Below are 23,535 nucleotides of genomic sequence, written 5' to 3'. Positions count from 1 at the left end.
GGCAGCGCCGGCCCGTCATCTTCAGCGCTCCCAGTAGGCCTCTTCCAGGCTATCTTCCCGCTCCGGCAAACCGCGCGTCAGGCGCGGCGAATGCTGGTTCAGCACCTGATAACTGACGCGGTTGGCGTATTTACACACCTGCGCCAGCGAGGAATAGGTCAGATAGCTGCGCACGTGCTTGCTGGAGTTCGGCACATTGTTGCGGTGATAACCGTTGGCCGCGATATCATGCAGCAACGCCGACAGCGCGCCGTCTCCGGCGCCGTTGGTATTCATGATCTTTTCCGGGCCGCCCATATAAGGCGCAATGTGCGAATAGACGCGGAACGGATTTTCGCAGCTCTCGCGGCGCATAGCGCGGCTGAATTCATAGCGGTTGAATTCGGCAATATGGCCCGGCAGCAGCGGATGCTGCGTTTCGCGTTTGTTGGCCTCTTCGGTATAACCGGCCATATACAGGCCGTGCGGCCCGGCGGTGCACAGCACCAGATCCACCCACTCCAGCGCCATATCCGAAGCGGTCAGCGGATCGCTCAAACCGGTCAGCTCCTGCGCCTCGTCTTCGTTCATCGCCAGGATCGATACGTTGTCCCGCAGGAAATCACGCCACCACTGCGGATCGTCGGCGATCACATATTTGGTGCCCAACGTCAGCACCACCGGCACGTCATGCTTTTTAGCGTATTCAATCGCCTTCATGGTCGCCGCCGGCATCGGCTCGCCCGGTTTGCAGCGCACCAGATAGGAGGTCAGCACCAGCGCCGATGCATCGGCAATCACCGCCTCGGGAATGCTTTCCGGCATCAGCTGGTTCATCTGGCCGGGGCTGATAGCGAAGGTACGCTCACCGCTTTCGCTAATCAGCGTAAAGCAGCGGCCGATCGCACCGTCCACGCCCTGCAGGTAGTTGAGATCGGTACGGCTGGAAGTGTTGCACAAATACCGGTAAGCGTAACTGCCGATCTTGACGTTGCTGCACATCACGCCCAGCAGCACCGAACGGTCGTCCGCCAGCACCGAATAGTTGTGCAGCGTGTTGCCGATGGTACCGCCGGCAAACTGATGGGTAATCAGATTGTTGTCGTTCAGTTCCTGATACAGCGCTTCCGCCACGTCATCTTCAATCACCAGCGAGTGCCCCAGACTCAGGCCGTAGCGCTGAACAAACGCATCATCCACTTTGGCTTCAATATCCACCAGCGTCTGGTCGATGCCGACGATATAAGAGGTGCTGACTTCATGCTCCGGTTGCGTCTGCTGCAGCAGCGGATCGCGGGCGTTCACCGGAAAATAGTGTTTGGATTTACGTTTACCAGGAAATTTCATGTGATTGGCGGTTTGTGGCAGTTAACAGGCGGGAAATGTTAACACATTCCCGCCGGATTGAAGATCAGAACTGCTGCGTCGCCAGTTGGCGCATCATCTCGATATGAGCCGGTTCGTCATTAAGTGCGGAGATGTACTCAAATTTTTCCCCGCCGGCCTGCAGGAAGATTTCACGGTTCTGCTCTTTAATCTCTTCCAGCGTTTCCAGGCAGTCCGCCGAGAAGCCCGGGCAGATCAGCTGAATGTGCTTCACGCCCTGCGCCGGCAGCGATTTCAGCGTTTCATCGGTATACGGCGTCAGCCAAGGCTCGCGGCCGAAGCGAGACTGATAGGTCAACATAATGCGCTCCGCCGGCAGCGGCAGCGTAGCGGCCAGCGCGCGGCGGGTGTCCTCACAGCGCAACGGGTAGTCATCCCCGGTCTGCGCATAACGCTTGGGAATACCGTGGAACGAGAGCACCAGCCGATCCGGCTGCCCATGCTCGGCGAACGCGCGCTCAACGCTCTGCTGCAACGCAGAGATATAGGCCGGGTGTTCGGCATAATCGCTGATAAAACTGATGGACGGCAGACGGCGATAGCCGCGCAGCACGCGCGCAACGCCGTCCCAGACCGCGGCGCTGGTTGAGCAGGAGTATTGCGGATACAAAGGCAGCACCACCAGATGCGTCACCCCTTGCGCCAGCAGCTTATCGATGGCGTCGTTCAGGCTCGGCGTACCGTAGCTCATGCCCAGTTCCACCGGCACCGACGGCATGCTGGCGGCCAGCGCCTGCTGCTGCCGGCGGCTGTACACCAGCAGCGGCGAACCTTCATCCATCCAGATCGACTGGTACAGTTTGGCAACGCGCGGCGAACGGATCGGCAGAATCACGCCGTTGAGGATCGGCTTCCAAATCAGCGGCGAGGTATCGACGACACGCGGGTCGCTCAGGAATTCTTTCAGGTAGCGTTTTACCGCCGCGGACGTCGGAGCTTCTGGCGTACCAAGGTTGACCAGCAATACCCCATGTTTTTCTTGCGTCATTTCAGCGCCTCTTATTTCCGTTACGCTCGGCCTGTCGCCAATACGCTGCGGCCTTAAATAAATAAGGCCGTATTGTAACGAAAAAGCCGGGGGCTGAAACCGATATCAGCAACAGGCATTACCGTTCAGCCAGTCGCCATACCGCAGCGACGTTGCGCGCCGTGACTTCGAGGTTGCGCGCCGCGTCCGTCAGCGCCTCCTCCAGCGTCACCACCCGGTCCAGCACCGAGAACGCCGCATCGATGCCGTGCTGGTGCACCACCTGGTAATCACGCGTCAGACTGCCGGCAATGGCGATCACCGGCCGCTGATGACGCTTGGCGACGCGCGCGACGCCGATCGGCGTCTTACCGTGGATCGACTGGCTGTCGAGCCGCCCTTCGCCGGTGATCACCAGGTCAGCATCCTGCAGCGCCGCCTCCAGCCGCAGCGTTTCCACCACGATCTCAACGCCCGGCCGCAGTTCGGCATTGAGCATCCCCAGCAGCGCAGCGCCCATACCGCCCGCCGCGCCGGCGCCGGGCGCGTTAATCACCCCACAGCCGGTCACCCGCTCCAACAGCTCGCCATAGTGGCGCAGCGCCCGATCCAGTTGATCCACCATCTGCGGCGTCGCGCCTTTTTGCGGGCCAAACACCGCCGACGCGCCCTGTTTGCCGCACAGCGGATTATCCACGTCGCAGGCCACGGTGATCGTTACCCGCCGCAGGCGCGAATCCAGCGCGCCAAGTTCGATCTGCGCCAGATCCGCCAGCGCCGCGCCGCCGGCCGGCAGCGGCTGCCCCTGCCGGTCCAGCAGTTTAACCCCCAGCGCCTGCATCATGCCCGCGCCGCCGTCGTTGGTGGCGCTGCCGCCGATGCCCAGAATAATGGCGCTGACGCCGCGATCGAGCGCCGCCAGTATCAACTCTCCGGTGCCGAAACTGGTGGTAATGCGCGGATCGCGACGATCGCCGCTCGCCAGATGCAGGCCCGACGCCGCCGCCATCTCGATCACCGCCGTTTTACCGTCACCCAGCAGCCCGTAGAACGCCTCAACCGGCTGGCCCAGCGGCCCGGAGACGGTCACGTTGACAATTTGCCCGTCCGTGGCGGCCACCATGGCGTCGACGGTGCCTTCGCCGCCATCGGCCATCGGCAGTTTCACATAGCGGGCATCCGGGTAAATCTGGCGGAATCCGCGTTCAATCGCCGTCGCCACCTCCAGCGCGCTCAGGCTCTCCTTAAATGAATCCGGCGCTATCACCACTTTATTCAGCGTTTTCATCGTCAACTCCTTATCCTGCCAGATTAAATACGCCGAACATCAGCGCGGAAACCGCCGCAATGGTGAAGCCCACCAGCGTTTCATACGGCAGCAGCTTCAGGCGTTCATGCACCGACATATTGACACTGCCGCCGGTGGCGTGGAAAAAACTGCCGTGCGGCAGGTGATCCAGCACGGTAGCGCCGGCATGAATCATCGCCGCCCCCGCCAGGCCGCTGACCCCCAACTCCAGCAGCGTCGTGCTGAAAACGCCGGAAGCGACGGCGGTGCCGGCGGTGGTCGAGGCGGTCGCCATCGACATCAGCGCCCCTGACAGCGGCGCCAGCAGCCAGGCCGGCAGTCCGGTATGCGTCAGCGTGTTAATCAGCACGTCCTTTAGCTGCGAGTTGGCGATAATCCCGGCCAGCGTGCCCGTCCCCAGCAGCATGATCGCCACCGGCGCCATCCGGCTCAGGCCGGACACCATAAACTGATTGCACTGGCGGATACGCCCCATCAGCAGCGCGCCGACCAATCCCCCTACCGGCAAGGCAATCAGCGGATCGATGGCGATACCGGCGATCGGCCGCAGCGACAGCAACAAAATGGCGATCAGCGGCGCGCTGATGGCAACCCAAAAACCGGGACGGGCGCCTTCGCTTTGAGAAGTCAGTTCCTCCGCGATCACCATGCTGCCGGTGTTGCTCAGCCGTTTGGCAAGCAGATAAGCCACCAGCAGCCCGCACAGGCCGGGCACGATGCCCGCCATCATCACCGAGGTCAGCGGCTGATGAAAATTATCCGCGGCGGCAATGGTATTCGGGTTCGGCGACATCACGTTGCCGGCCTTACCGCCGCCGATCATCGCCAACAGGATCGCCACCCGCGAGATCCCGGCCTTATGCGCTATCGACAGTGCGATCGGCGCCACGGTGATCACCGCCACATCGATAAATACCCCGACCGCCGTCAGGATCAGTGTAGCCACCGCCAGCGCCAGCAGCGCGCGGGTTTCGCCGACTTTACGCACGATGGTCTCGGCAATGGTGTGCGCCGCACCGGATTCGATCAGCACCCCCGCCAGTACGCCGGCGGCCAGGATGCGCATCACCGCGTTGGTGATGCCCTGCGCGCCGCTGATCATCAGCGTGACGGTTTCGACCAGATCGGCGCCGCCGCACAGCCCGCCGGCCAAGGCGCCGGCGATCATGCCGTATGCGGGTGGAACCTTGCGTAGAATCAGGACGATGGCGACGACTAGCGCCACCAGTGCGCCCAATGTGGATACCGTTGTCATTATTGTTATTCCCCGTTGTTGGTGTCAGACCAACATATGCCGCGCCGGGGCGGTTAACTTGAGAGGAAGCAACAAAAAATCAGCGGTTAGAACACCGGTTAGTTGTGGGTTTACACAATTTACTCATTGAGCAGCATGCCGATATAGAGCTGCAGCGCTGTCGTCAATACGTTGATTTTTAAACCGGTAATGGCTTCGATACGCTGCAGGCGATAGCGCAGCGTGTTGACGTGGATATGCAGCTGCAACGCGGTCTGCGTCTGATCACAGTTCCGCGAAAAATATTGCCGCAGGGTGTGGCGCAACACCCCTTTGTCATCCTGTTCGCTCAGGATGCGCCAGGGCTTGCTCAGCTCCAGCGCCCGCCAGTCTTCGCACATGTCGCACAGCAGCGACGGCAGCGGGTAGTCGTCATAGAACAGCGATTTATGACGCAGCTTCAGCCGCCGCGCCATCGCCTGGGTGGCGCGGGCCGTCAGCCCGGAACGAAAAACGCCCTCTTCGCCGGCGAAGTAACCGCCAACGATCAGCCGCACGTTGAAACGCTGCTGCAGCCGAGCCTGCAGCGCCTGTGCCTGCTTACGCTCCAGCTTTTGGCTCCAGCTTCCCTGCAGCCAGCTGGCGGGGCGCAGCAGCACCAGTTCGTTGAGGCCGGTCATGGCGATCAGCGCTTCACGCTGGCCGCTCTCCAGCTCATTAAGCAGTTCACGCAGCAGATGCGGCTGCCGATCGTGCAGCTCAATAATCCACACGATGCGCGGCAGCAGCAAATCCAACCCCAGATAAGCGGCCATTGCCTCCAGCGCCGCCCGGTCTCCCGTCCCCTGCAGCAGCTGGTTGGCCAGCTCTTCGCGGTAACGCTTCTCCCACTGATGCTGGTCAAGCAGCGCCGCCTGCTCGACCATCAGCTCCGCCGCCATTTTGACCAGTTCCGCATAGTTGCGCACCTGCAGCGGATCGCCGGAAATACCGATCACCCCCACCCGCTGATTGCGGAAACAGAACGGCAGGTTAATCCCCGGCTGCACGCCTTTTAAGTGGGCGGCGGTGGCGACGTCAATCTCCACCACGCGGTTCTCCGTCAGCGCCAGCACCGCTCCTTCATGGCGCTGGAACAGGCGCGAGGCGTCGCCGGAAGCAATAATGACGCCGTTGTTGTCCATCACATTCACCGAGTAGGCGATAATGCCCATCGCGCGCTGGACGATTTGGCGGGCGGTGGATTCTTCCAAGAAATTGGTCGGTCTTAGCATGCGCTTCTTCCTGAAAACTGAAGTGTGGGCTGTTATACGTTATTCGCCGCGGAGAATTAAACATCAGTTCAAGCACAAAGCCAGACGGATCACATTTCATAAGAAAAAAAGGCAAAAAAAAACGCCGGACATCAGCCGGCGTTATATATCGACGAAAGGCGAATCAGTTCAGGATGGTCGCCAGCTCCGCGCTGACTTCGCTCACCTGACGGGTCCCGTCAATCTTGTGATACTGGGTGTTGCCCGCATCGGCTTCTTTACGGTAGTAAGACACCAGCGGCGCGGTCAGCTGATGGTATTCCACCAGACGTTTGCGCACGGTTTCTTCCTGGTCATCTTTACGCGTGGTCAGCTCTTCACCGGTCACGTCGTCTTTGCCTTCCACCTGCGGCGGGTTGAATTTCACGTGATACACGCGGCCGGACGGCGCGTGCACGCGGCGGCCAACGATGCGCTCAACGATCAGTTCGTCCGGCACGTCGAACTCCAGCACGTAATCCACCTTGATGCCGGCTTCTTTCATCGCGTCAGCCTGCGGGATTGTGCGTGGGAAACCGTCCAGCAGGAAGCCGTTACGGCAATCTTCCTGGGCGATACGCTCTTTCACCAGAGCGATAACCAACTCGTCGGTGACCAGCTTGCCGGCATCCATAATTTCTTTCGCCTGCTTGCCCAGTTCAGTGCCAGCCTTCACGGCTGCGCGCAACATATCACCGGTGGAGATTTGCGGAATGCCGTATTTCTCCATGATGAATTGAGCCTGAGTACCTTTACCAGCGCCCGGAGCGCCCAGCAGAATGATACGCATTGCGTAAATCCCCTTGCTATGTATCCCCTTCGCATCCCAGGCCCGCGGCCGGAATCTATCGGGTATAAGTTTTTATATTAAAATTGCGAAAACGCTCAACCATACCATTTTAGCGGTGGCCGGCTCAAGGCACAGCAGGAAATCGATTGCGGCCAATAAACAGCCAACGGCATAAAAATGAAAGGGTTACATTCTCCGCCAAACCACGCACCGATCGTCATATGCCAGGAACGGAGCGCCAGCAGACCGCAGAAATACAGGGCCGCAGCGCATAACGCCGCGGCCCCGGAAGGTTTAGGTATAAATCAGAATTATGCTGACAGCAGTTTGTTCATCCGGCGGATAAACAGGTTCGGATCTTCCAGCGTGCCGCGTTCGGCCAACAGCGCCTGATCCAGCAGCAGATCGATCCACTCGGCAAATTGTTCGTTATCGCCCACATCGGATGCGCGTTTGACCAAGGCATGCTCCGGATTCAGCTCGAAAATATATTTCACTTCCGGCGCCTGCTGGCCCGCAGCGGCGAACAGTTTCGCCATCTGGGTGCTCATTTCATCCGCATCGGTGGTGACGATTGCCGGCGTATCGGTCAGGCGGTGCGTCAGCCGCACGTCCTTCACCCGCTCGCCCAGCAGCGTTTTCACACGATCGATAAACGGCTCCAGCTGTTTTTCCGCTTCTTTCTGCTCTTCGGTTTCATCCGCCAGTTTTTCCAGCGCTTCATCCGCCTTGCTGACCGACTGGAACACCTTGCCGTCAAATTCGGTCAGGTAGCTCATCATCCATTCGTCGATGCGGTCAGACAGCAGCAGCACCTCGATGCCTTTCTTGCGGAACAGTTCCAGATGCGGGCTGCTGTTGGCAGCGGCATAGCTGTCGGCGGTGATGTAGTAGATCTTATCCTGCCCTTCGCCCATGCGGCTGATGTACTCTTCCAGCGACACGGTTTGCGCCGAGCTGTCGCCGTGGGTAGAGGCAAAGCGCAGCAGCTTGGCGACGGCGTCTTTGTTGTTGGCATCTTCCGCCGGGCCTTCTTTCAGCACCAACCCGAACTGCTGCCAGAACTTCTGATAGGCTTCTGCGTCGTCTTTCGCCAGTTTTTCCAGCATCTGCAGCACGCGTTTGGTCAGCGCGCTGCGCAGGTTCTGGGTTACGCGGCTGTCCTGCAGAATTTCACGCGAGACGTTGAGCGGCAGATCGTTGGAGTCGATCAGGCCGCGCACAAAGCGCAGATAGTTCGGCATAAACTGCTCGGCATCGTCCATGATGAACACGCGCTGCACGTACAGCTTCAGCCCGTGCTTATGGTCGCGGTTCCACATATCCCACGGTGCCTGCGCCGGGATATACAGCAGGCTGGTGTACTCCTGCTTGCCTTCCACCCGGTTGTGGCTCCAGCTCAGCGGATCGCTGAAGTCATGGGCGATGTGCTTATAGAACTCTTTGTATTCGTCGTCGGTCACGTCCGACTTGCTGCGGGTCCACAGCGCCTGGGCCTTGTTGACCTTCTCCCAGGTGACGGTATCGTCTTCTTCGTTCTTGGTTTCAATCTCAACCGGCAGCGCGATATGGTCAGAGTATTTGCCGATCACCGAACGCAGACGCCAGGCGTCGAGATACTCATCTTCACCTTCACGCAGATGCAGGGTGATTTCGGTACCGCGATCTTCTTTAGTGACATCGGCAATGGTGTAATCGCCTTCGCCGACCGACTCCCAGAACACGCCCTCATCGGCGGCGGCGCCTGCGGCGCGGGTGCGCACGGTGACTTTATCGGCGACGATAAACGCCGAGTAGAAGCCCACGCCGAACTGGCCGATCAGCTGGCTGTCTTTCGCCTGATCGGAGCCGATGGACTCCAGAAACGCCTTGGTGCCGGATTTGGCGATGGTGCCGAGGTTCTCAATAACCTCGTCGCGGCTCATGCCGATGCCGTTATCAGAGATGGTCAGCGTACGCTGGTCTTTGTCGAAAGACAGACGAACGCGCAGGTCGCCGTCGCCCGCGTAAAGTTCCGGCGCGGAAAGCGCGCGGAAACGCAGTTTATCCGCGGCGTCGGAAGCGTTGGAAATCAGCTCGCGCAGAAAAATTTCTTTGTTGGAATACAGCGAATGAATCATCAAATGCAGCAGCTGTTTGACTTCAGACTGAAATCCGCGGGTTTCTTGGCCTTTCATACTCATCGATTACCTCAAAGACAATTGGTACCAAAACGAACAATGAGTATCAGATGGGGATAAGCGCGTGGTTTTTCAAGCGGCTGGGAGGAAGTTTTTATGCAGAAACGGGATGCGTCGCGCATCCCGTTAACGGCAAACGTCAGAATTTGATAGCGTGACGCCCGGCCAGCGAATGCGACAGCGTGGTGCCGTCGACCATTTCCAGCTCGCCGCCAACCGGCACCCCGTGGGCGATGCGGCTGGCCAGCACGCCGTACTGACCGCACATCTCTGCGATGTAGTTGGCGGTGGCTTCCCCTTCGACCGTCGGGTTGGTCGCCAGGATCACCTCGGCGATCTCCTCCTGCTCAAGCCGCTGCTCCAGCCGGTCGAGGCCGATATCGGCCGGGCCGATGCCGTCCAGCGGCGACAGATGCCCCATCAGCACAAAGTAGCGGCCGGCAAACTGGCCGGTCTGCTCAATGGCGTGGATATCCGCCGGGCTCTCCACCACGCAGATCTGGCCGTTTTGCTGGCGGCGCGGATTGGCGCAGATGGTGCAGACATCTTGCTCGGTAAAGGTGCGGCAATCGGCGCAGTGGCCGATTTCCGACATGGCGCGGGTCAACGCCTGCGCCAAACGCATACCGCCGCTGCGATCCCGTTGCAACAGTTGGAACGCCATACGCTGCGCCGATTTCGGGCCTACGCCCGGCAGGCAGCGCAGCGCCTCCATCAATGACTCCAGCAGCGGACTGGTTTGCATCAGAATGGCATCTTAAAGCCAGGCGGCAGTTGCATGCCGCTGGAGACCGACGCCATTTTCTCTTTCTGCGTTTCTTCGATGCGACGCGCGGCGTCATTGAACGCAGCGGCGATCAAATCTTCCAGCATCTCTTTGTCGTCTTCCATCAGGCTTGGATCGATCTCCACGCGGCGGCAGTTGTGCGCCCCGTTAATCGTCACTTTCACCAGACCAGCGCCGGATTCGCCAGTTACTTCCAATTTGGCGATTTCTTCCTGCATCTGCTGCATTTTTTCCTGCATTTGCTGGGCTTGCTTCATCATGTTGCCCAGACCGCCTTTACCAAACATAGTCGTCTCTCGTAGCAATGGGCCGCGCAGGGTGCGCAGCGATTAAAGGGGGCGAATACTCTCTTCATCCAAATCCGCATCGAAGAACCGACGCAGCGTCTGAATGTTGGTATCCGCAACGATAGACTGACGCGCCTGCGCCAGTTTTTCTTCATAAATGGCTTGCCGCCATTCCAGCGGAGTACGCTCCGCCGGGTTTTCGTCTTCCACCACCGTCAGCTCAACCGGGCCGCCGTGCAGCTCGCTGAGCGCCTCGCTGAGCGCCTTCTGCGCCGAAGGCGAATTCAGATGGCGCTGCGTCGGCCGCAGGTGAAGACAAATTTTTCCGGGTGCCTGCTGCTCTTTAAAGGCGTTTAACGCCAGCTGCTGCACCAGTTTGGGAATGTTAAGCTTATCGATTTCCGCCGCCCAGGCGTCGCGTTCAATCGACTCTGCCACCAGTTTAGCCGACAGTTCGGGCGTTTTTTCATGTTCCAGCGCGGTGCGCAGCGCCTTCGGCGTGGCGACCGGCTCAGGCGCGGCTTCCGGCTCGGTTTGCGCACGCCAGCGGTAAGCTTCCGGCTTGGCCGGTTTCTGCTGCACGATCTTTTCCGCCTGACGCTGCTGGCTGCGCTCAGTCACGGAAGCTAATCGCTCCAGCGCTGAGTTTGCCGGCCGCGCTCTTCCTGGCGCCGCCGGCTCACTCTTTTTTGCGGTGGATGCCCCCTGTTGCCGCTGCAACTGGGTGCGCGCTTTCAATAACTGCGCGGTGGCATCCGGTAATGATGTTGCCGCCGCGCGTTGCGGCGGTGCGCTGCTGCCCAACGGCGGCGGCGCATCTTGCATGTGCTGCACCTGCGGTGCTTGTGGCGCTTGCGGTGCCTGAACGGCCACCGGCGCACTGGCGACCGGCTCCGGAATCAATGCCTTGGGATGAAACGCCAGCGCGCGCAACAGCGTCATTTCGACGCCCATACGGCGATCCGGCGCGTAGGCCAGTTCTTTACGGCCAATCAGCAGCGTTTGGTAATACAGCTGTACGTCAGTCGGCGGCAACGTGCGGGCCAGCTCGCGCAGCCGCTGCTCAATCGCCGCGTAATGGTTATCCAGCACCGATGGCAGCAGTTGCACCATGGCAATCCGGTGCAGCAGCGCCAGCGTCTCCACCAGCAGGTTTTCCCAGTCGACGCCGCGCGAAGCGGCCTGCGCTACCTGCGCCATCACCTTTTCACCGTCGGCGGTCACCAACGCTTCAAGGATCGCCAGCGGCTGCTCGTCGTCCAGCGTGCCGAGCATCTGGCTGACGGTGGCGGCGGTAACCTGCCCCTGCCCCATGGCGATCGCCTGATCGGTCAGGCTCAGGGCGTCACGCATGCTGCCGTCGGCGGCGCGCGCCAGCAATTGCAGCGCACGCGCGTCGCTGGTGATGCTCTCGGCCTGCAGCACCGTCTCCAGCTGATTGCGGATCTGTTCAACGTCCAGGGCTTTCAGATGGAATTGCAGGCAGCGTGACAGAATGGTCACCGGCAATTTCTGCGGATCGGTGGTCGCCAGCAGGAATTTGACGTGCTCCGGTGGCTCTTCCAGCGTTTTCAGCAACGCGTTGAAGCTATGACGCGACAGCATATGCACTTCATCGATCAGATAGACCTTGAAGCGGCCGCGCGCCGGCGCGTACTGCACGTTATCCAGCAGATCGCGGGTGTCTTCCACTTTGGTGCGCGAGGCGGCGTCGATTTCAATCAGGTCGACAAAACGCCCCTGCTCAATCTCGCGGCAGTTATCGCATTGACCGCACGGCGTGGCGGTGATGCCGGTTTCACAGTTCAGGCCTTTGGCCAGCAGGCGGGCGATGGTGGTTTTACCCACGCCGCGCGTGCCTGAGAACAGATAGGCGTGATGAATCCGCCCCAGCGAGAGGCCGTTAGCCAGCGCCGTCAGGACATGTTCTTGTCCGACAACATCTGCAAACGTTTGAGGGCGCCACTTACGGGCGAGAACCTGATAGCTCATTAATACCGGAGAAGTCGAGTAATCTGGAGGGTCATGCTAACACAGCCCCGCGTCAATCCGCGAGGCCGATATACGCATTGCATCTTCAAGCCGCCGTGCATCAGCCAACAACGGCGAGAAACATGCCGGGCGGGTAACCGCCGTCAATCAGTGGCCGGCGAAATTCACCAGGCAGTAGCAGTCGATGCCCAGCTTGTTCAGCCGCGCTTCGCCGCCGAGATCCGGCAGATTGATGATAAACGCCGCATCTTTGACTTCGCCGCCCAGGCGGCGGATCAGCTTGGCGGTGGCCTCGATGGTGCCGCCGGTCGCCAGCAGATCGTCCACCACCAGCACGACGTCGCCGGCTTCGATGGCGTCGGTGTGAATTTCCAGTTGGTCGGTGCCATACTCCAGCTCATAGCTTTCACTCAGCGTGGCACGCGGCAGTTTGCCCGGTTTACGTACCGGCACAAAGCCCACGCCCAACGCCAGCGCCACCGGCGCGCCAAACAGGAAACCACGCGCTTCGGTACCAACCACTTTGGTGATGCCTGCATCGCGATAACGCTCGACCAGCAGTTCGATGCTGGAAGCATAAGCCAGTGGATTCTCCAGCAGGCTGGTGACGTCACGGAACAGTATGCCCGGCTTCGGGTAATCCGGAATGGTTTTGATACTGTCTTTAATAAACTGAAGCTGCTGCGCAGTAGCGGTCATAATTATTGCCTGATAAAACTGCTTAAAACTGGAACGCGGGACGCCTGAAATCCGGAGCGCCTCTAAGGGAAGATGCCCTGGAAAAAGTAAAATAAGGAGGTAACCCGCGCACGAAAACGCTCAAATTTATGCAAACTGACGCACAAATGCAACCGTCCCTTGCTTTCGGTCTGCCCTTGCCCGTCCGTTCTGCCCATCATAATCGGCGTTCAGCGCCGTTTTTCTTGTGGCAGATCAACAACCGGCAGACGCCACATAAAAATCAGCAGCGCGATCAACATCAGCAACAGCAGAAGTCGCAGCCAGCCGATATTCACCAGCCAGATCGATACGGCGAAGGTCAGCACGCTCAGCAGCATCCCCTTCCATTTGGCGCCGGGCGGCAGCGCCTTATGCTGCTGCCAGTGGCGCAGATAGCCGCCGCACCAGGAGCGATACAGCAGCCAGTGGTGAAACCGCGGTGAGGATCGCGCAAAACACCAGGCCGCCAGCAGTAAAAACGGTGTCGTCGGCAGCAGCGGCAACACCACACCGAGCGTCGCCAGTACCACCGCCAGCCAACCGACCACAATCAACAGCCAACGCGCCATCATTTTCCCCCTTCGCCATGCAGCCTCCACTTTACCACCGCTCCGGGCCGGCGAGGTAACATTCCCCTGCCGCCGCCGCTTTCGGGTACTATAGCGGCTAACCCGATAACGCCCGTTAGGACACACCACCGTGAGCACACACCGACTGATACAGGTTCTGGAACAGCAGATCGCCCAACTGGCCGGCGAGGTTTCGCCGCACGGCGACGCGCCGATCCCGCAGGCCCGCTTCGACAGTGCGCTGTTCAGCCACCAAGGCACGCGGCTGCGCGACTATCTGGCGCAGATTCAGCACAACTTTGCGCAACTGCAAACCGCGGTCAGTGAAAGCCGTACGCCGCAGGTGGCGTTTCTGGCGGAAAAGCTGGTGGCACAGATCGCCGCGCTGCAACGCGAACTGGCGACGCAGGCGCTGCGGCGTAAAAACCAGCCCAAAGCGGCAAAAGAGGAAGATCTGTATCACAAGCTGGCGGAACATCAGGATTATGAACGTCGGCTGATCGCCATGATTCAGGACCGGGAAAGTTTACTCGGCGCTCAGACCACGCTGGCGGCGCAGCGCAAGCTGCAGCAGGAAGTGGCGGCGCTGGAGGGACGCCTGATGCGCTGTCGTCAAGCGCTGACGCGCATCGAGCGCGGCATTGAGCGTAAAGAAAACGGTTTTTGAAGATTTGTCACAATATTTGAAGGAAAATGCCCGGCGGCGGCCGTCCTTCACTATACTCAATGCTTGCTCACGGGTAGCTTCCCGTTATTTTCCGACATATTAGGCACGACCATGCCGGATATATTTACTCATTGAATTAAACGTTGGATTTATGTCCCTAGAAAATGCTTCACCGGAATTACAGCTGGCGGTAGACCTGATTTACCTGCTGGAGTGTAACGAGATCGATCCAGCCACCGCGCTGGCGGCGCTGGATATTGTTAAACGGGACTATCAGGAAAAACTGCAGCGCACCGGCGTCACCTCGCCTTATCTGCCGGAAAGCTGAGGCGACAACGCCGCTTAAAACGTCAGCACCTTCTCTGCCGCCAGCGTCCACTGCGCCAGTTCCACCAGCGTGCCAATCTCCACGCCGTCGGTCAGCGTCAAGCGGCTGACGCCGCGCGCATCGGCGCAGGTCTTGCACAGTTTGATCGGCACCTGCTGCGCCGTCAGAATTTCCAGCATCTGCTGCAAATGATAGCCCTCATGCGGCTGCTGCCCGGCAATGCCGGCCACCACCGCATCGGACATCAGAAAAATCTTCAGCTCCAGCGCGCTCTGCTGTTCTTTCAGCGCGATCGCCAGACGTAACGCGTTAAACAGGGATTCCTGGCCATAGGCTGCGCCGCTGGCGACCAACACGATAGATGACATCACTTCTCCTTAACCCAGGCTCGGCCCGGCGTATATTCAGGAAGTCAGCGCCGCACAATCGGACGGTTTGACGCGCAGCGTCGGACAATACTGCACCATTTCGATAAACGCATCGACCAGCGCCGCCGCCTCCCCCTTCAGATCGAAGGTTTCCGGCATAAACAGCCAGTTTTCCATCAAACCGGTGACGTAAGCGCGTAAAATAACCGCCGCGCGCCGGGTATGCAGATCGGCCGGCAGCTGACCGCAGCGCATGCTGCTGCGCAGCACGCTTTCAATATGATCGTAACTTTCGAGGTATAAAACTTTGTGAATGTCATGCAGCTGCATCATTTCGCCGACAAACTCACATTTATGAAAGAGAATCTCCATCAGAGCGCGGCGGCGTACGTCGTCCACCGTCGCCGTCAGGACATAAATGAGGATTTCACGTAAAATCCTCAGTGGATTATCAGGAAACTTTGCCTGATACTCTATTTCAAGGTCGCCTATTTTCGACTCTGATAATTCCCAAACTTCGTTAAACAGGTCTACCTTATTCTTGAAATGCCAGTAAATCGCACCGCGCGTCACCCCGGCTGCCGTTGCAATATCTGTGAGCGACGTGGCGGAAACGCCGCGCTCGGAAAATTCTCGCACCGCAGCGTCGAGAATCTGTTGTCGGGTTTCTTGCGCCTGCTGTTTGGTTTTTCGTGCCATGGCATTGTTTTTTCGGGGGAGCGTGATTTACATACATTTGCGAATGTATGTACCATAGCACGCACATAAAATTAACGCAGCAATGGGTTTGCGCGCTTGTGATCCATTGATCATTTTGAAATCGGACACTTGAGGTCTTTCTATGAACAAAAACAGAGGGTTAACGCCTCTGGCGGCAGTTCTGATGCTTTCCGGCAGCTTAGCGCTTACAGGATGTGATAATAAAGAAGCCCAACAGCAAGGCGCTCAACAGGCACCCGAAGTGGGCGTGGTTACCTTGAAGGCACAGCCTCTCAATATGACAACCGACCTGCCTGGCCGCACCGCTGCATATCGCATCGCCGAAGTTCGCCCTCAGGTCGGCGGCATCATCCTGAAACGTAACTTTGTCGAAGGCAGCGATATCAAGGCCGGCGAATCTTTGTATCAAATCGATCCTGCCACCTACCAGGCCAACTACAACAGTGCCAAAGGTGATCTGGCCAAAGCACAGGCCGCGGCGGAAATCGCACGTTTAACCGTCAACCGTTACAAACCATTGCTGGGTACCAACTACATCAGTAAGCAAGATTACGATACCGCTACCTCCACCCTGCAGCAAAACAACGCCGCAGTGCTGGCCGCCAAGGCCGCGGTGGAAACCGCCCGCATCAATCTGGCTTACACCAAGGTGACCTCGCCAATTTCCGGCCGCATTGGCAAGTCCTCTGTGACCGAAGGCGCGCTGGTAACGACCGGGCAGAGCACCGCGCTGGCCACCGTACAGCAGCTGGATCCGATGTATGTCGACGTCACGCAGTCAAGCAACGATTTCCTGCGTCTGAAACAGGAGCTGGCTAACGGCACCCTGAAACAGGAAAACGGCAAGGCAAAAGTCAAGCTGCTGCTGGAAAACGGTCAAGAATACGCACAGGAAGGTTCCCTGGAGTTCTCCGACGTCACCGTCGATGAAACCACCGGTTCCATCACCATCCGCGCGGTATTCCCTAACCCGAACGACCAGCTGCTGCCCGGCATGTTCGTGCGCGCCCGTCTGGATGAAGGCGTACGCAGCAACGCGCTGTTGGTGCCACAGCAGGGCGTGACGCGCAACCCGCGCGGTCAGGCTACCGCTTTGGTGGTCGGTGCCGACAACAAGGTTGAAATGCGTACCCTGCAGGCTGACCAGGCCATCGGCGACAAATGGCTGGTTACCGACGGTCTGAAATCCGGCGACCGCGTGATCGTCACCGGTCTGATGACGACCAAGCCAGGCATGCAGGTAAAAGCACAAGAAGTTGACACTCAGGCGCAAAAACAGCCGCAGGCTGACGCGCAGAAGTCATAAAAAGGAGCCGGTAATACATGGCTAAGTTCTTTATAGATCGCCCCATTTTCGCCTGGGTAATCGCCATCATCGTGATGTTGGCAGGGGTGCTTGCGATAATGAAACTGCCGATTGCGCAGTATCCGACTATCGCACCGCCGGCGGTGACCATCTCCGCCACCTACCCTGGCGCAGATGCCACCACGGTGCAGGACACCGTTACGCAGATTATCGAACAGAATATGAACGGTATCGATAATCTGATGTACATGTCCTCCTCCAGTGACTCCTCCGGCAGCGTGCAAATCACGCTGACGTTTGATTCCGGCACCGATCCTGACATCGCGCAGGTACAGGTTCAGAACAAACTGTCGCTGGCAACCCCGCTGTTGCCGCAGGAAGTACAGCAACAAGGTCTGAAAGTAGAGAAATCCAGCAGTAGCTTCCTGATGGTGGCCGGCTTCGTTTCCGACGATCCGAACATGACTCAGGATGACATTGCCGACTACGTGGCTTCCAACATCAAAGACCCGATCAGCCGTGCTTCCGGCGTGGGTGAAGTGCAGCTGTTCGGCGCCCAGTACGCAATGCGCGTCTGGCTGGACCCGAACAAGCTGAACAACTTCCAGCTGACGACCACCGATGTCACCAGCGCCATCACCGAGCAGAACAACCAGATCGCTGCCGGTCAGCTGGGCGGCATGCCGCCGGTAGAAGGCCAGCAGCTTAACGCCTCCATCATCGCGCAGACCCGTCTGAAGACGCCGGAGGAGTTCGGTAAGATTCTGCTGAAGGTGAACAGCGACGGTTCACAGGTGCGCCTGCAGGACGTGGCGCGCATTGAGCGCGGCGCGGAAAGCTACGCCGTAACCGCACGCTACAACGGCAAACCGGCCGCCGGCCTGGGTATCAAACTGGCGACCGGCGCCAACGCGCTGAACACCGCCGCGGCGGTCAAAGCCGAGCTGGGCAAACTGCAGCCGTTCTTCCCGCAGGGAATGAAAGTGGTCTATCCGTACGACACCACGCCGTTCGTTAAAATTTCCATTAACGAAGTGGTGAAAACGCTGTTTGAAGCGATCGTGCTGGTGTTCCTGGTGATGTACCTGTTCCTGCAAAACTTCCGCGCTACGCTGATTCCAACCATCGCGGTGCCGGTCGTCTTGCTGGGTACGTTCGCCATCCTGGCGGCGTTCGGCTTCTCGATAAACACCCTGACGATGTTCGGCATGGTGTTGGCGATAGGCCTATTGGTGGATGACGCCATCGTGGTGGTGGAAAACGTCGAGCGTGTGATGTCCGAGGAAGGGCTACCGCCGAAAGAAGCCACCAAGAAATCGATGGGGCAGATTCAGGGCGCGCTGGTCGGTATCGCTATGGTGCTGTCTGCGGTATTTATCCCGATGGCCTTCTTCGGCGGTTCTACCGGCGCCATCTACCGTCAGTTCTCGATCACCATCGTTTCCGCGATGGCGCTGTCGGTGCTGGTGGCAATGATCCTGACGCCTGCGCTGTGCGCCACCATGCTCAAACCGATCCCGAAAGGCGATCACGGAGTGAAGACCGGCTTCTTCGGCTGGTTCAACCGCATGTTCGAAAAGAGCACGCACCACTACACCGACAGCGTGGCCAACATTCTGCGCAGCACCGGTCGTTATCTGCTGATTTACCTGCTGATCGTCGTGGGCATGGCGTTCCTGTTCCTGCGTCTGCCTTCTTCATTCCTGCCGGATGAAGACCAGGGCATTCTGCTGACCATGGTGCAGCTGCCTGCCGGCGCGACGGAAGCACGTACGGCGAAAGTGCTGGAAGAGGTTACCGACCACTTCCTGACCAAAGAAAAAGATAACGTGGTGTCAGTGTTTACCGTTGCCGGCTTCGGCTTTAACGGTAACGGCCAGAACAACGGCCTGTCATTCGTCAGCCTGAAAGACTGGAACGAACGTCCGGGCAGCGAGAACAAGGTCGAGGCAATTGCCGGCCGTGCGATGGCCGCCTTCTCCAAAATCAAAGACGGGATGGTGATTCCATTCAACCTGCCGGCGATTATCGAGCTGGGCACCGCGACCGGTTTTGACTTCGAACTGATTGACCAGGGCGGTTTAGGCCACGAAAAACTGACCGAAGCGCGTAACCAACTGCTGGGCATGGCCGCACAGCACCCGGATATGCTGGTCGGTATGCGTCCTAACGGCCTGGAAGATACGCCGCAGTTCAAACTGACCGTCGACCAGGAGAAAGCCAAGGCGCTGGGCGTCAGCCTGACCACCATCAACAATACGCTGACCACCGCACTGGGCGGCTCATACGTCAACGACTTCATCGACCGCGGTCGTGTGAAGAAAGTGTACGTACAGTCTGATGCGCCGTACCGTATGCTGCCGGAAGATATCAATAAATGGTATGTCCGCGGCGAATCCGGTCAGATGGTGCCGTTCTCCGCCTTCTCCAGCGCCAAATGGGAATACGGTTCACCACGTCTGGAACGTTATAACGGTCTGCCGTCTATGGAGATCCTCGGCCAGGCTGCGCCAGGTAAGAGTACCGGTGAAGCCATGAACCTGATGGAAGAGCTGGCGTCGAAACTGCCAAGCGGCGTAGGTTACGACTGGACCGGTATGTCCTATCAGGAACGTCTGTCCGGTAACCAGGCGCCGTCACTGTACGCGATCTCGATTCTGGTGGTGTTCCTGTGTCTGGCAGCGCTGTATGAGAGCTGGTCAATTCCGTTCTCGGTCATGCTGGTTCTGCCACTCGGGGTTATCGGCGCACTGCTGGCCGCCACAATGCGCGGCATGAACAACGACGTTTACTTCCAGGTGGGCCTGCTGACAACCATTGGGCTATCGGCGAAGAACGCGATATTAATCGTCGAATTCGCCAAGGATCTGATGGAAAAAGAAGGTAAGGGCCTGATTGAGGCGACGCTGGATGCGGTACGCATGCGTCTGCGCCCAATCCTGATGACCTCACTGGCGTTTATCCTCGGGGTACTGCCGCTGGTTATCAGCTCCGGCGCTGGCTCCGGCGCTCAGAACGCGGTAGGTACCGGCGTAATGGGCGGGATGATTACCGCCACCGTACTGGCTATCTTCTTTGTTCCGGTCTTCTTCGTGGTGGTACGCCGCCGCTTCACCAAGAAGTCTGAAGATATCGAGCACAGCCATCCGGTTGAACATCGTTAATCGCATTTAAGTTAACACCAAGGCCGCGCAAGCGGCCTTTTTTTTGCCTAGCGTTTCCTTCCCTTTTCCTTCACCTATTTTGCACTTGATCGTAACCGGCAAGCGGCGCATAATATTTGTTATGATATAACATATCAAATGGAGTCTATCATGAAACCCGACATTCATCCGCAATACCGCCCGGTGGTCTTCCACGATCTGAGCGCCAATAGCTACTTCAAAATAGGGTCGACCATCAAAACCGATCGCACCGTGGAGTTCGAAGGCGAAACGCTGCCCTACGTCACCATTGACGTCTCCTCTGCTTCACATCCGTATTACACCGGCAAGCAGAAAGAGTTCTCGAAAGAAGGCAGCACCGCACGTTTCCAACAGCGTTTCGGCCGCTTTATCGGCAGCAAATAAGGGATCAACATGCAGGTTTTAAGTTCATTGCGTTCGGCGAAGAATCGCCACCCGGATTGCAAAGTTGTGCGCCGCCGCGGCCGCATCTATGTGATCTGTAAGTCCAATCCGCGCTTTAAAGCGGTACAGGGACGTAAGAAAAAGCGTTAACCATAGTGCCTCATCTGTCGCCAAAGCCCCACAGCCGTTTGCGGGGCTTTTTTTGTGCCGGCAAGTTCCGGCCCCGTTTGGCACAGGGCGCGGAAAGGTTATTTCATACCGGCAACCATCGCATTGACATTGTGTTTAAACGCTTTCACATAGGAAGAAGCTGGCCCTCGGTCATCGGATAACGCCTCCGGATACAGTTCACCACCGGCCTTGGCGCCGGTTGCTGCCGCAATTTGCTTCACCAGGCGGGGATCGGTCTGATTCTCAATGAAATAGCTGTGTACGCCCTCATGTTTAATTTGTTCGATTAAGCCGGCAACCTTGCTGGCACTGGCCTCCGATTCGGTTGAAAAACCTACCGGTGCAAGGAAGGTCACACCATATTCCTGGCCAAAATAGCCGAAGGCATCATGGCTGGTCAGTACCTTACGCCGCTGAGGCGCAACTGTCGCAAACTCACTCTTGGCCCAGCTGTCCAACTGTTGCAGTTGCTGTACGTAGGCTTTGCCACGCTGACGAAAATAGTCAGCGTCCTGCGGGTCGGCAACCACCAGCGCATTCATCACATTGGTGGCGTACCGGACGCCGTTCTTCATGCTGTTCCAGGCGTGCGGGTCGGTAACCTGCTTCCCCTCTTCCTCCATGTGACGCGTATCGATCCCCTCCGAGGCGATAACCACCGGCCCCTGGTAGCCCGAAGCGCTAACCAGCCGGTCCAGCCATCCCTCCAGCCCCAGCCCGCTAACAAACACCACGTCGGCCTGCTTCAGGGCCTTGCTGTCCCGTGGCGACGGCTGGAACGCGTGCGGATCGCCATTCGGCCCGACCAGTGACACCACGTTAACGTGCTCGCCGCCCACCTGTTTAACGATATCCGCCAGAACGGAAAAACTGGCGACGGCCTCCACGGTTTTCGCCATTGCCGCCGGACTGGCCAATAACGATGCCACCAAAACGATTGATAAAGGTTTCATATTTTCTCCTTGCCATTACGCCAAACGACGCCGCACTACGGGAAATATCCCGCCGTGCGCGCCAAACAATACTGAAATGAAAAAGACAAGACTGGCGCTCAACACAATCGACGGCCCGGCCGGCAGCGACGCATAATAGGAGCCGATCAGCCCGACCAGACAGGCAAACATCGCCAGTCCCATAGAAACCAGCAGCGTTTGTGGCAAGTCACGTGCCCAAAAACGCGCACTGGCGGCAGGCAGCATCATCACCCCCACCGACATCAATGTGCCGAGGATCTGAAAGCCCGCCACCAGATTAAGTACCACCAACGCCAAAAATACGCCGTGGATCAGCGCCTGCCGGCGCGGCGTGCTGACGCGCAGAAAGGTTACGTCAAAGGCCTCAATCACCAGCGCGCGGTACAGCGCCGCCAACATCAGCAGCGACAGCGTGGCGATCGCCCCCACCATGACCATTGCCTGAGCGTCGATTGCCAAAATCGAGCCGAACAGCACGTGTAACAGATCCACGCTGGAGCCACGCAGCGAAACCAGGGTGACGCCCAACGCCAGCGAACCTAGATAAAACCCGGCAAAGCTGGCGTCTTCCTTTAATGGCGTACGTCGGCTGACCACGCCGGACAGCATCGCCACCGCCAGCCCGGCGACAAACCCGCCGGCGCCCATCGCCACCAGCGACATACCGGAGATCAGATAGCCGATGGCCGCCCCCGGTAACACCGCATGCGACAACGCATCACCCACCAGGCTCATACGCCGCAGCAGCAGTAATACCCCCAACGGCGCGCTGCTCAGTGACAGCGCCAGGCAGGCGACCAACGCACGGCGCATAAAACCAAACGAAGTAAAGGGATCCGCCAGCAGGTGAAGCAGCATCATGGCGCGACCGCCTGCCGATATGTCACCGTATTGCCCACACGGCCTTGCGTCAGCACTTCGTCTGCAGTTCCCCAGCGGCAGTGCTGCGCGCTCAGCAGCAACGCCTGTGGAAAATGGTCGGCCACCATTGCCATATCATGCAGTACGGCGATCAGCGTTTTTCCCTGCCGGTGTAATTGTTCAATCACCCGCAGCAGCAGCCCGGTCGTCGCAGTATCAATGCCGGTAAAAGGCTCATCGAGCAGAATCAACGGCGTTTGCTGTACCAGCAGGCGGGCGAACAGCGCCCGCTGCAACTGCCCGCCTGATAACGCATTAAGCGGCCTGTGCACCAGCGACGTCATACCTACCGTTTCCAGCGCCTCCGTAATACATTGCCGCTGCGCCCGCTTGACCGCGCCAAAGATGCCGCTTCGCCGCCAGCACCCCATCGCCACCAGGTCGCCTACCGTAATGGGAAACTGGCGATCAAGTTCAAGCTGCTGCGGCAAATAGGCGATCGCCGGCGGTGGATGGGGGCTGAACTTCAGTGAGCCGCCCTGCAGCGGCAGAAGTCCGGCAATGGTTTTCAGCAGCGTAGATTTACCAGCGCCGTTCACGCCGATTACCGCCGTCAGTGAGCCGGAGGCAAAATGTCCGCTTAACGGAGGAAACAGCGGAAGGTCGCCATAGCCGACGGTCGCCTGATGCAACGCGATCATGGCAGCGCCACCGCCCAGGCGATGGCCAGCCACAAAACAGCCAGCAACAATACAACCGCCAGGCAACGACGAGCGGCCGAGACGGTGAAAACGCTGACGTTCACCGCCGGTTTCAGATTACGTTCAGGAGAATGTTGGGACATACTGGTCACCTTATGTAAATGTTATAATATAACATCACACAAACAAAGATAACTCAAGCCGCCGCCGTTTTGCATCAGGAAAAGCTATCGCCGGCCAAACACGGCGGAAGCGTATCCATCACAGGCCATTAGAACGGACGTTCAGCCAGGTTTAGCCCCTGCGTACACGGAAAAAAATGAAGAGAACACAAAGAGTGCCAACGCCGTATTGGAAATGGCGTAAAATGGAAAAATA

Annotated in this window: 24 protein-coding genes and 1 other annotated feature; of the genes, 6 read left to right on the top strand and 18 right to left on the bottom strand. The window is 58.6% G+C overall.

The annotated features are described in order from the left end of the window. Positions 1-21: 21 nt before the first annotated feature. The 12 genes from CLM71_RS05235 to CLM71_RS05180 all read right to left on the bottom strand — a co-directional run bounded on the left by CLM71_RS05235 (position 22) and on the right by CLM71_RS05180 (position 13,492). The gene (locus tag CLM71_RS05235) at positions 22-1,326 is read right to left on the bottom strand and encodes an inosine/guanosine kinase (RefSeq protein ID WP_105230065.1); all 1,305 of its coding nucleotides are present in this window, start codon (positions 1,324-1,326) and stop codon (positions 22-24) included. Positions 1,327-1,390: 64 nt separating this feature from the next. After that, complete coding sequence (hemH, locus tag CLM71_RS05230; RefSeq protein ID WP_105230064.1) at positions 1,391-2,353, bottom strand: ferrochelatase; 963 nt, start codon at positions 2,351-2,353, stop codon at positions 1,391-1,393. A 118-nt stretch (positions 2,354-2,471) separates the two neighbouring features. Further along, positions 2,472-3,620 (bottom strand): glycerate kinase, encoded by a 1,149-nt coding sequence (locus CLM71_RS05225; protein WP_105230063.1) that lies wholly within the window; start codon positions 3,618-3,620, stop codon positions 2,472-2,474. Between the two features lie 10 nt (positions 3,621-3,630). Next, entirely contained in the window at positions 3,631-4,896 is a 1,266-nt protein-coding gene (locus CLM71_RS05220) for a GntP family permease (protein ID WP_105230062.1), read from the bottom strand. Positions 4,897-5,015: 119 nt separating this feature from the next. Further along, entirely contained in the window at positions 5,016-6,149 is a 1,134-nt protein-coding gene (locus CLM71_RS05215; RefSeq protein ID WP_105230061.1) for a sugar diacid recognition domain-containing protein, read from the bottom strand. A gap of 163 nt (positions 6,150-6,312) precedes the next feature. Beyond that, positions 6,313-6,957 carry an adenylate kinase gene (gene adk, locus CLM71_RS05210; RefSeq protein WP_105230060.1) on the bottom strand — a complete coding sequence of 215 codons (645 nt, stop codon included), beginning with the start codon at positions 6,955-6,957 and terminating at the stop codon, positions 6,313-6,315. 311 nt (positions 6,958-7,268) lie between these two features. Next, on the bottom strand, positions 7,269-9,134 hold the full coding sequence (gene htpG, locus CLM71_RS05205; RefSeq protein ID WP_172606307.1) for a molecular chaperone HtpG: 1,866 nt from the start codon (positions 9,132-9,134) through the stop codon (positions 7,269-7,271). A 142-nt stretch (positions 9,135-9,276) separates the two neighbouring features. Further along, a complete protein-coding gene (gene recR, locus CLM71_RS05200) occupies positions 9,277-9,882 on the bottom strand; it encodes a recombination mediator RecR (protein ID WP_015671237.1) in 606 nt (201 codons plus the stop codon). Next, positions 9,882-10,211: a YbaB/EbfC family nucleoid-associated protein gene (locus CLM71_RS05195; RefSeq protein ID WP_105230058.1), complete on the bottom strand. Its 330-nt coding sequence runs from the start codon at positions 10,209-10,211 to the stop codon at positions 9,882-9,884. The genes recR and CLM71_RS05195 overlap by 1 nt, the downstream gene beginning before the upstream one ends. Before the next feature lie 42 nt (positions 10,212-10,253). Continuing rightward, a complete protein-coding gene (gene dnaX, locus CLM71_RS05190) occupies positions 10,254-12,203 on the bottom strand; it encodes a DNA polymerase III subunit gamma/tau (protein WP_105230057.1) in 1,950 nt (649 codons plus the stop codon). Continuing rightward, positions 10,857-10,921 (bottom strand) — a sequence feature (DnaX frameshifting element). It overlaps the preceding gene by 65 nt. A 147-nt stretch (positions 12,204-12,350) precedes the next feature. After that, the gene (gene apt, locus CLM71_RS05185) at positions 12,351-12,902 is read right to left on the bottom strand and encodes an adenine phosphoribosyltransferase (protein ID WP_105230056.1); all 552 of its coding nucleotides are present in this window, start codon (positions 12,900-12,902) and stop codon (positions 12,351-12,353) included. 209 nt (positions 12,903-13,111) lie between these two features. Continuing rightward, positions 13,112-13,492: a DUF454 family protein gene (locus CLM71_RS05180; RefSeq protein ID WP_105230055.1), complete on the bottom strand. Its 381-nt coding sequence runs from the start codon at positions 13,490-13,492 to the stop codon at positions 13,112-13,114. Between the two features lie 130 nt (positions 13,493-13,622). Here CLM71_RS05180 and priC point away from each other — a divergent pair, with 130 nt between their 5' ends. Beyond that, entirely contained in the window at positions 13,623-14,159 is a 537-nt protein-coding gene (gene priC / locus CLM71_RS05175) for a primosomal replication protein PriC (RefSeq protein WP_105230054.1), read from the top strand. 151 nt (positions 14,160-14,310) lie between these two features. After that, on the top strand, positions 14,311-14,487 hold the full coding sequence (gene rsmS, locus CLM71_RS05170; RefSeq protein WP_105230053.1) for a pleiotropic regulatory protein RsmS: 177 nt from the start codon (positions 14,311-14,313) through the stop codon (positions 14,485-14,487). 14 nt (positions 14,488-14,501) lie between these two features. On the opposite strand, the gene CLM71_RS05165 is transcribed toward rsmS, so the two are convergent. Together CLM71_RS05165 and acrR are read right to left on the bottom strand one after the other, a co-directional pair. Then, a complete protein-coding gene (locus tag CLM71_RS05165) occupies positions 14,502-14,855 on the bottom strand; it encodes a DsrE/DsrF/TusD sulfur relay family protein (protein WP_105230052.1) in 354 nt (117 codons plus the stop codon). Positions 14,856-14,891: 36 nt separating this feature from the next. Continuing rightward, complete coding sequence (gene acrR / locus CLM71_RS05160; RefSeq protein WP_105230051.1) at positions 14,892-15,554, bottom strand: multidrug efflux transporter transcriptional repressor AcrR; 663 nt, start codon at positions 15,552-15,554, stop codon at positions 14,892-14,894. A gap of 142 nt (positions 15,555-15,696) precedes the next feature. On the opposite strand from acrR, the gene sdeX reads away from it, so the two are divergent. The 4 genes from sdeX (at position 15,697) to ykgO (ending at position 20,600) form a co-directional block, all read left to right on the top strand. Then, a complete protein-coding gene (gene sdeX / locus CLM71_RS05155; protein WP_105230050.1) occupies positions 15,697-16,881 on the top strand; it encodes a multidrug efflux RND transporter periplasmic adaptor subunit SdeX in 1,185 nt (394 codons plus the stop codon). Between the two features lie 17 nt (positions 16,882-16,898). Then, complete coding sequence (gene sdeY, locus CLM71_RS05150; RefSeq protein ID WP_105230049.1) at positions 16,899-20,045, top strand: multidrug efflux RND transporter permease subunit SdeY; 3,147 nt, start codon at positions 16,899-16,901, stop codon at positions 20,043-20,045. A gap of 150 nt (positions 20,046-20,195) precedes the next feature. Further along, a complete protein-coding gene (locus CLM71_RS05145) occupies positions 20,196-20,450 on the top strand; it encodes a type B 50S ribosomal protein L31 (RefSeq protein WP_015671227.1) in 255 nt (84 codons plus the stop codon). A gap of 9 nt (positions 20,451-20,459) precedes the next feature. Then, the gene (gene ykgO / locus CLM71_RS05140; protein WP_004940304.1) at positions 20,460-20,600 is read left to right on the top strand and encodes a type B 50S ribosomal protein L36; all 141 of its coding nucleotides are present in this window, start codon (positions 20,460-20,462) and stop codon (positions 20,598-20,600) included. Positions 20,601-20,698: 98 nt separating this feature from the next. Here ykgO and CLM71_RS05135 read toward each other — a convergent pair whose 3' ends face one another. From CLM71_RS05135 to CLM71_RS23875, 4 genes are read right to left on the bottom strand one after another with little or no spacing between them, the layout of a single operon-like run. After that, entirely contained in the window at positions 20,699-21,574 is an 876-nt protein-coding gene (locus CLM71_RS05135) for a metal ABC transporter substrate-binding protein (RefSeq protein ID WP_105230048.1), read from the bottom strand. Between the two features lie 15 nt (positions 21,575-21,589). After that, positions 21,590-22,456: a metal ABC transporter permease gene (locus tag CLM71_RS05130; RefSeq protein ID WP_105230047.1), complete on the bottom strand. Its 867-nt coding sequence runs from the start codon at positions 22,454-22,456 to the stop codon at positions 21,590-21,592. Beyond that, positions 22,453-23,157, bottom strand: a complete 705-nt coding sequence (locus CLM71_RS05125) for a metal ABC transporter ATP-binding protein (RefSeq protein ID WP_105230046.1) — start codon at positions 23,155-23,157, stop codon at positions 22,453-22,455. Before CLM71_RS05125 ends, CLM71_RS05130 begins: the two co-directional genes overlap by 4 nt. Continuing rightward, on the bottom strand, positions 23,154-23,300 hold the full coding sequence (locus tag CLM71_RS23875; RefSeq protein ID WP_158684784.1) for a hypothetical protein: 147 nt from the start codon (positions 23,298-23,300) through the stop codon (positions 23,154-23,156). The genes CLM71_RS05125 and CLM71_RS23875 overlap by 4 nt, the downstream gene beginning before the upstream one ends. Positions 23,301-23,535: the final 235 nt, after the last annotated feature.

Source organism: Serratia sp. MYb239 (genome assembly GCF_002966855.1).
Lineage (GTDB): Bacteria > Pseudomonadota > Gammaproteobacteria > Enterobacterales > Enterobacteriaceae > Serratia_B > Serratia_B rhizosphaerae.
The sequence above is the reverse complement of the archived record's forward strand: the minus strand, read 5'-3'. Positions and strand labels throughout refer to the sequence as shown.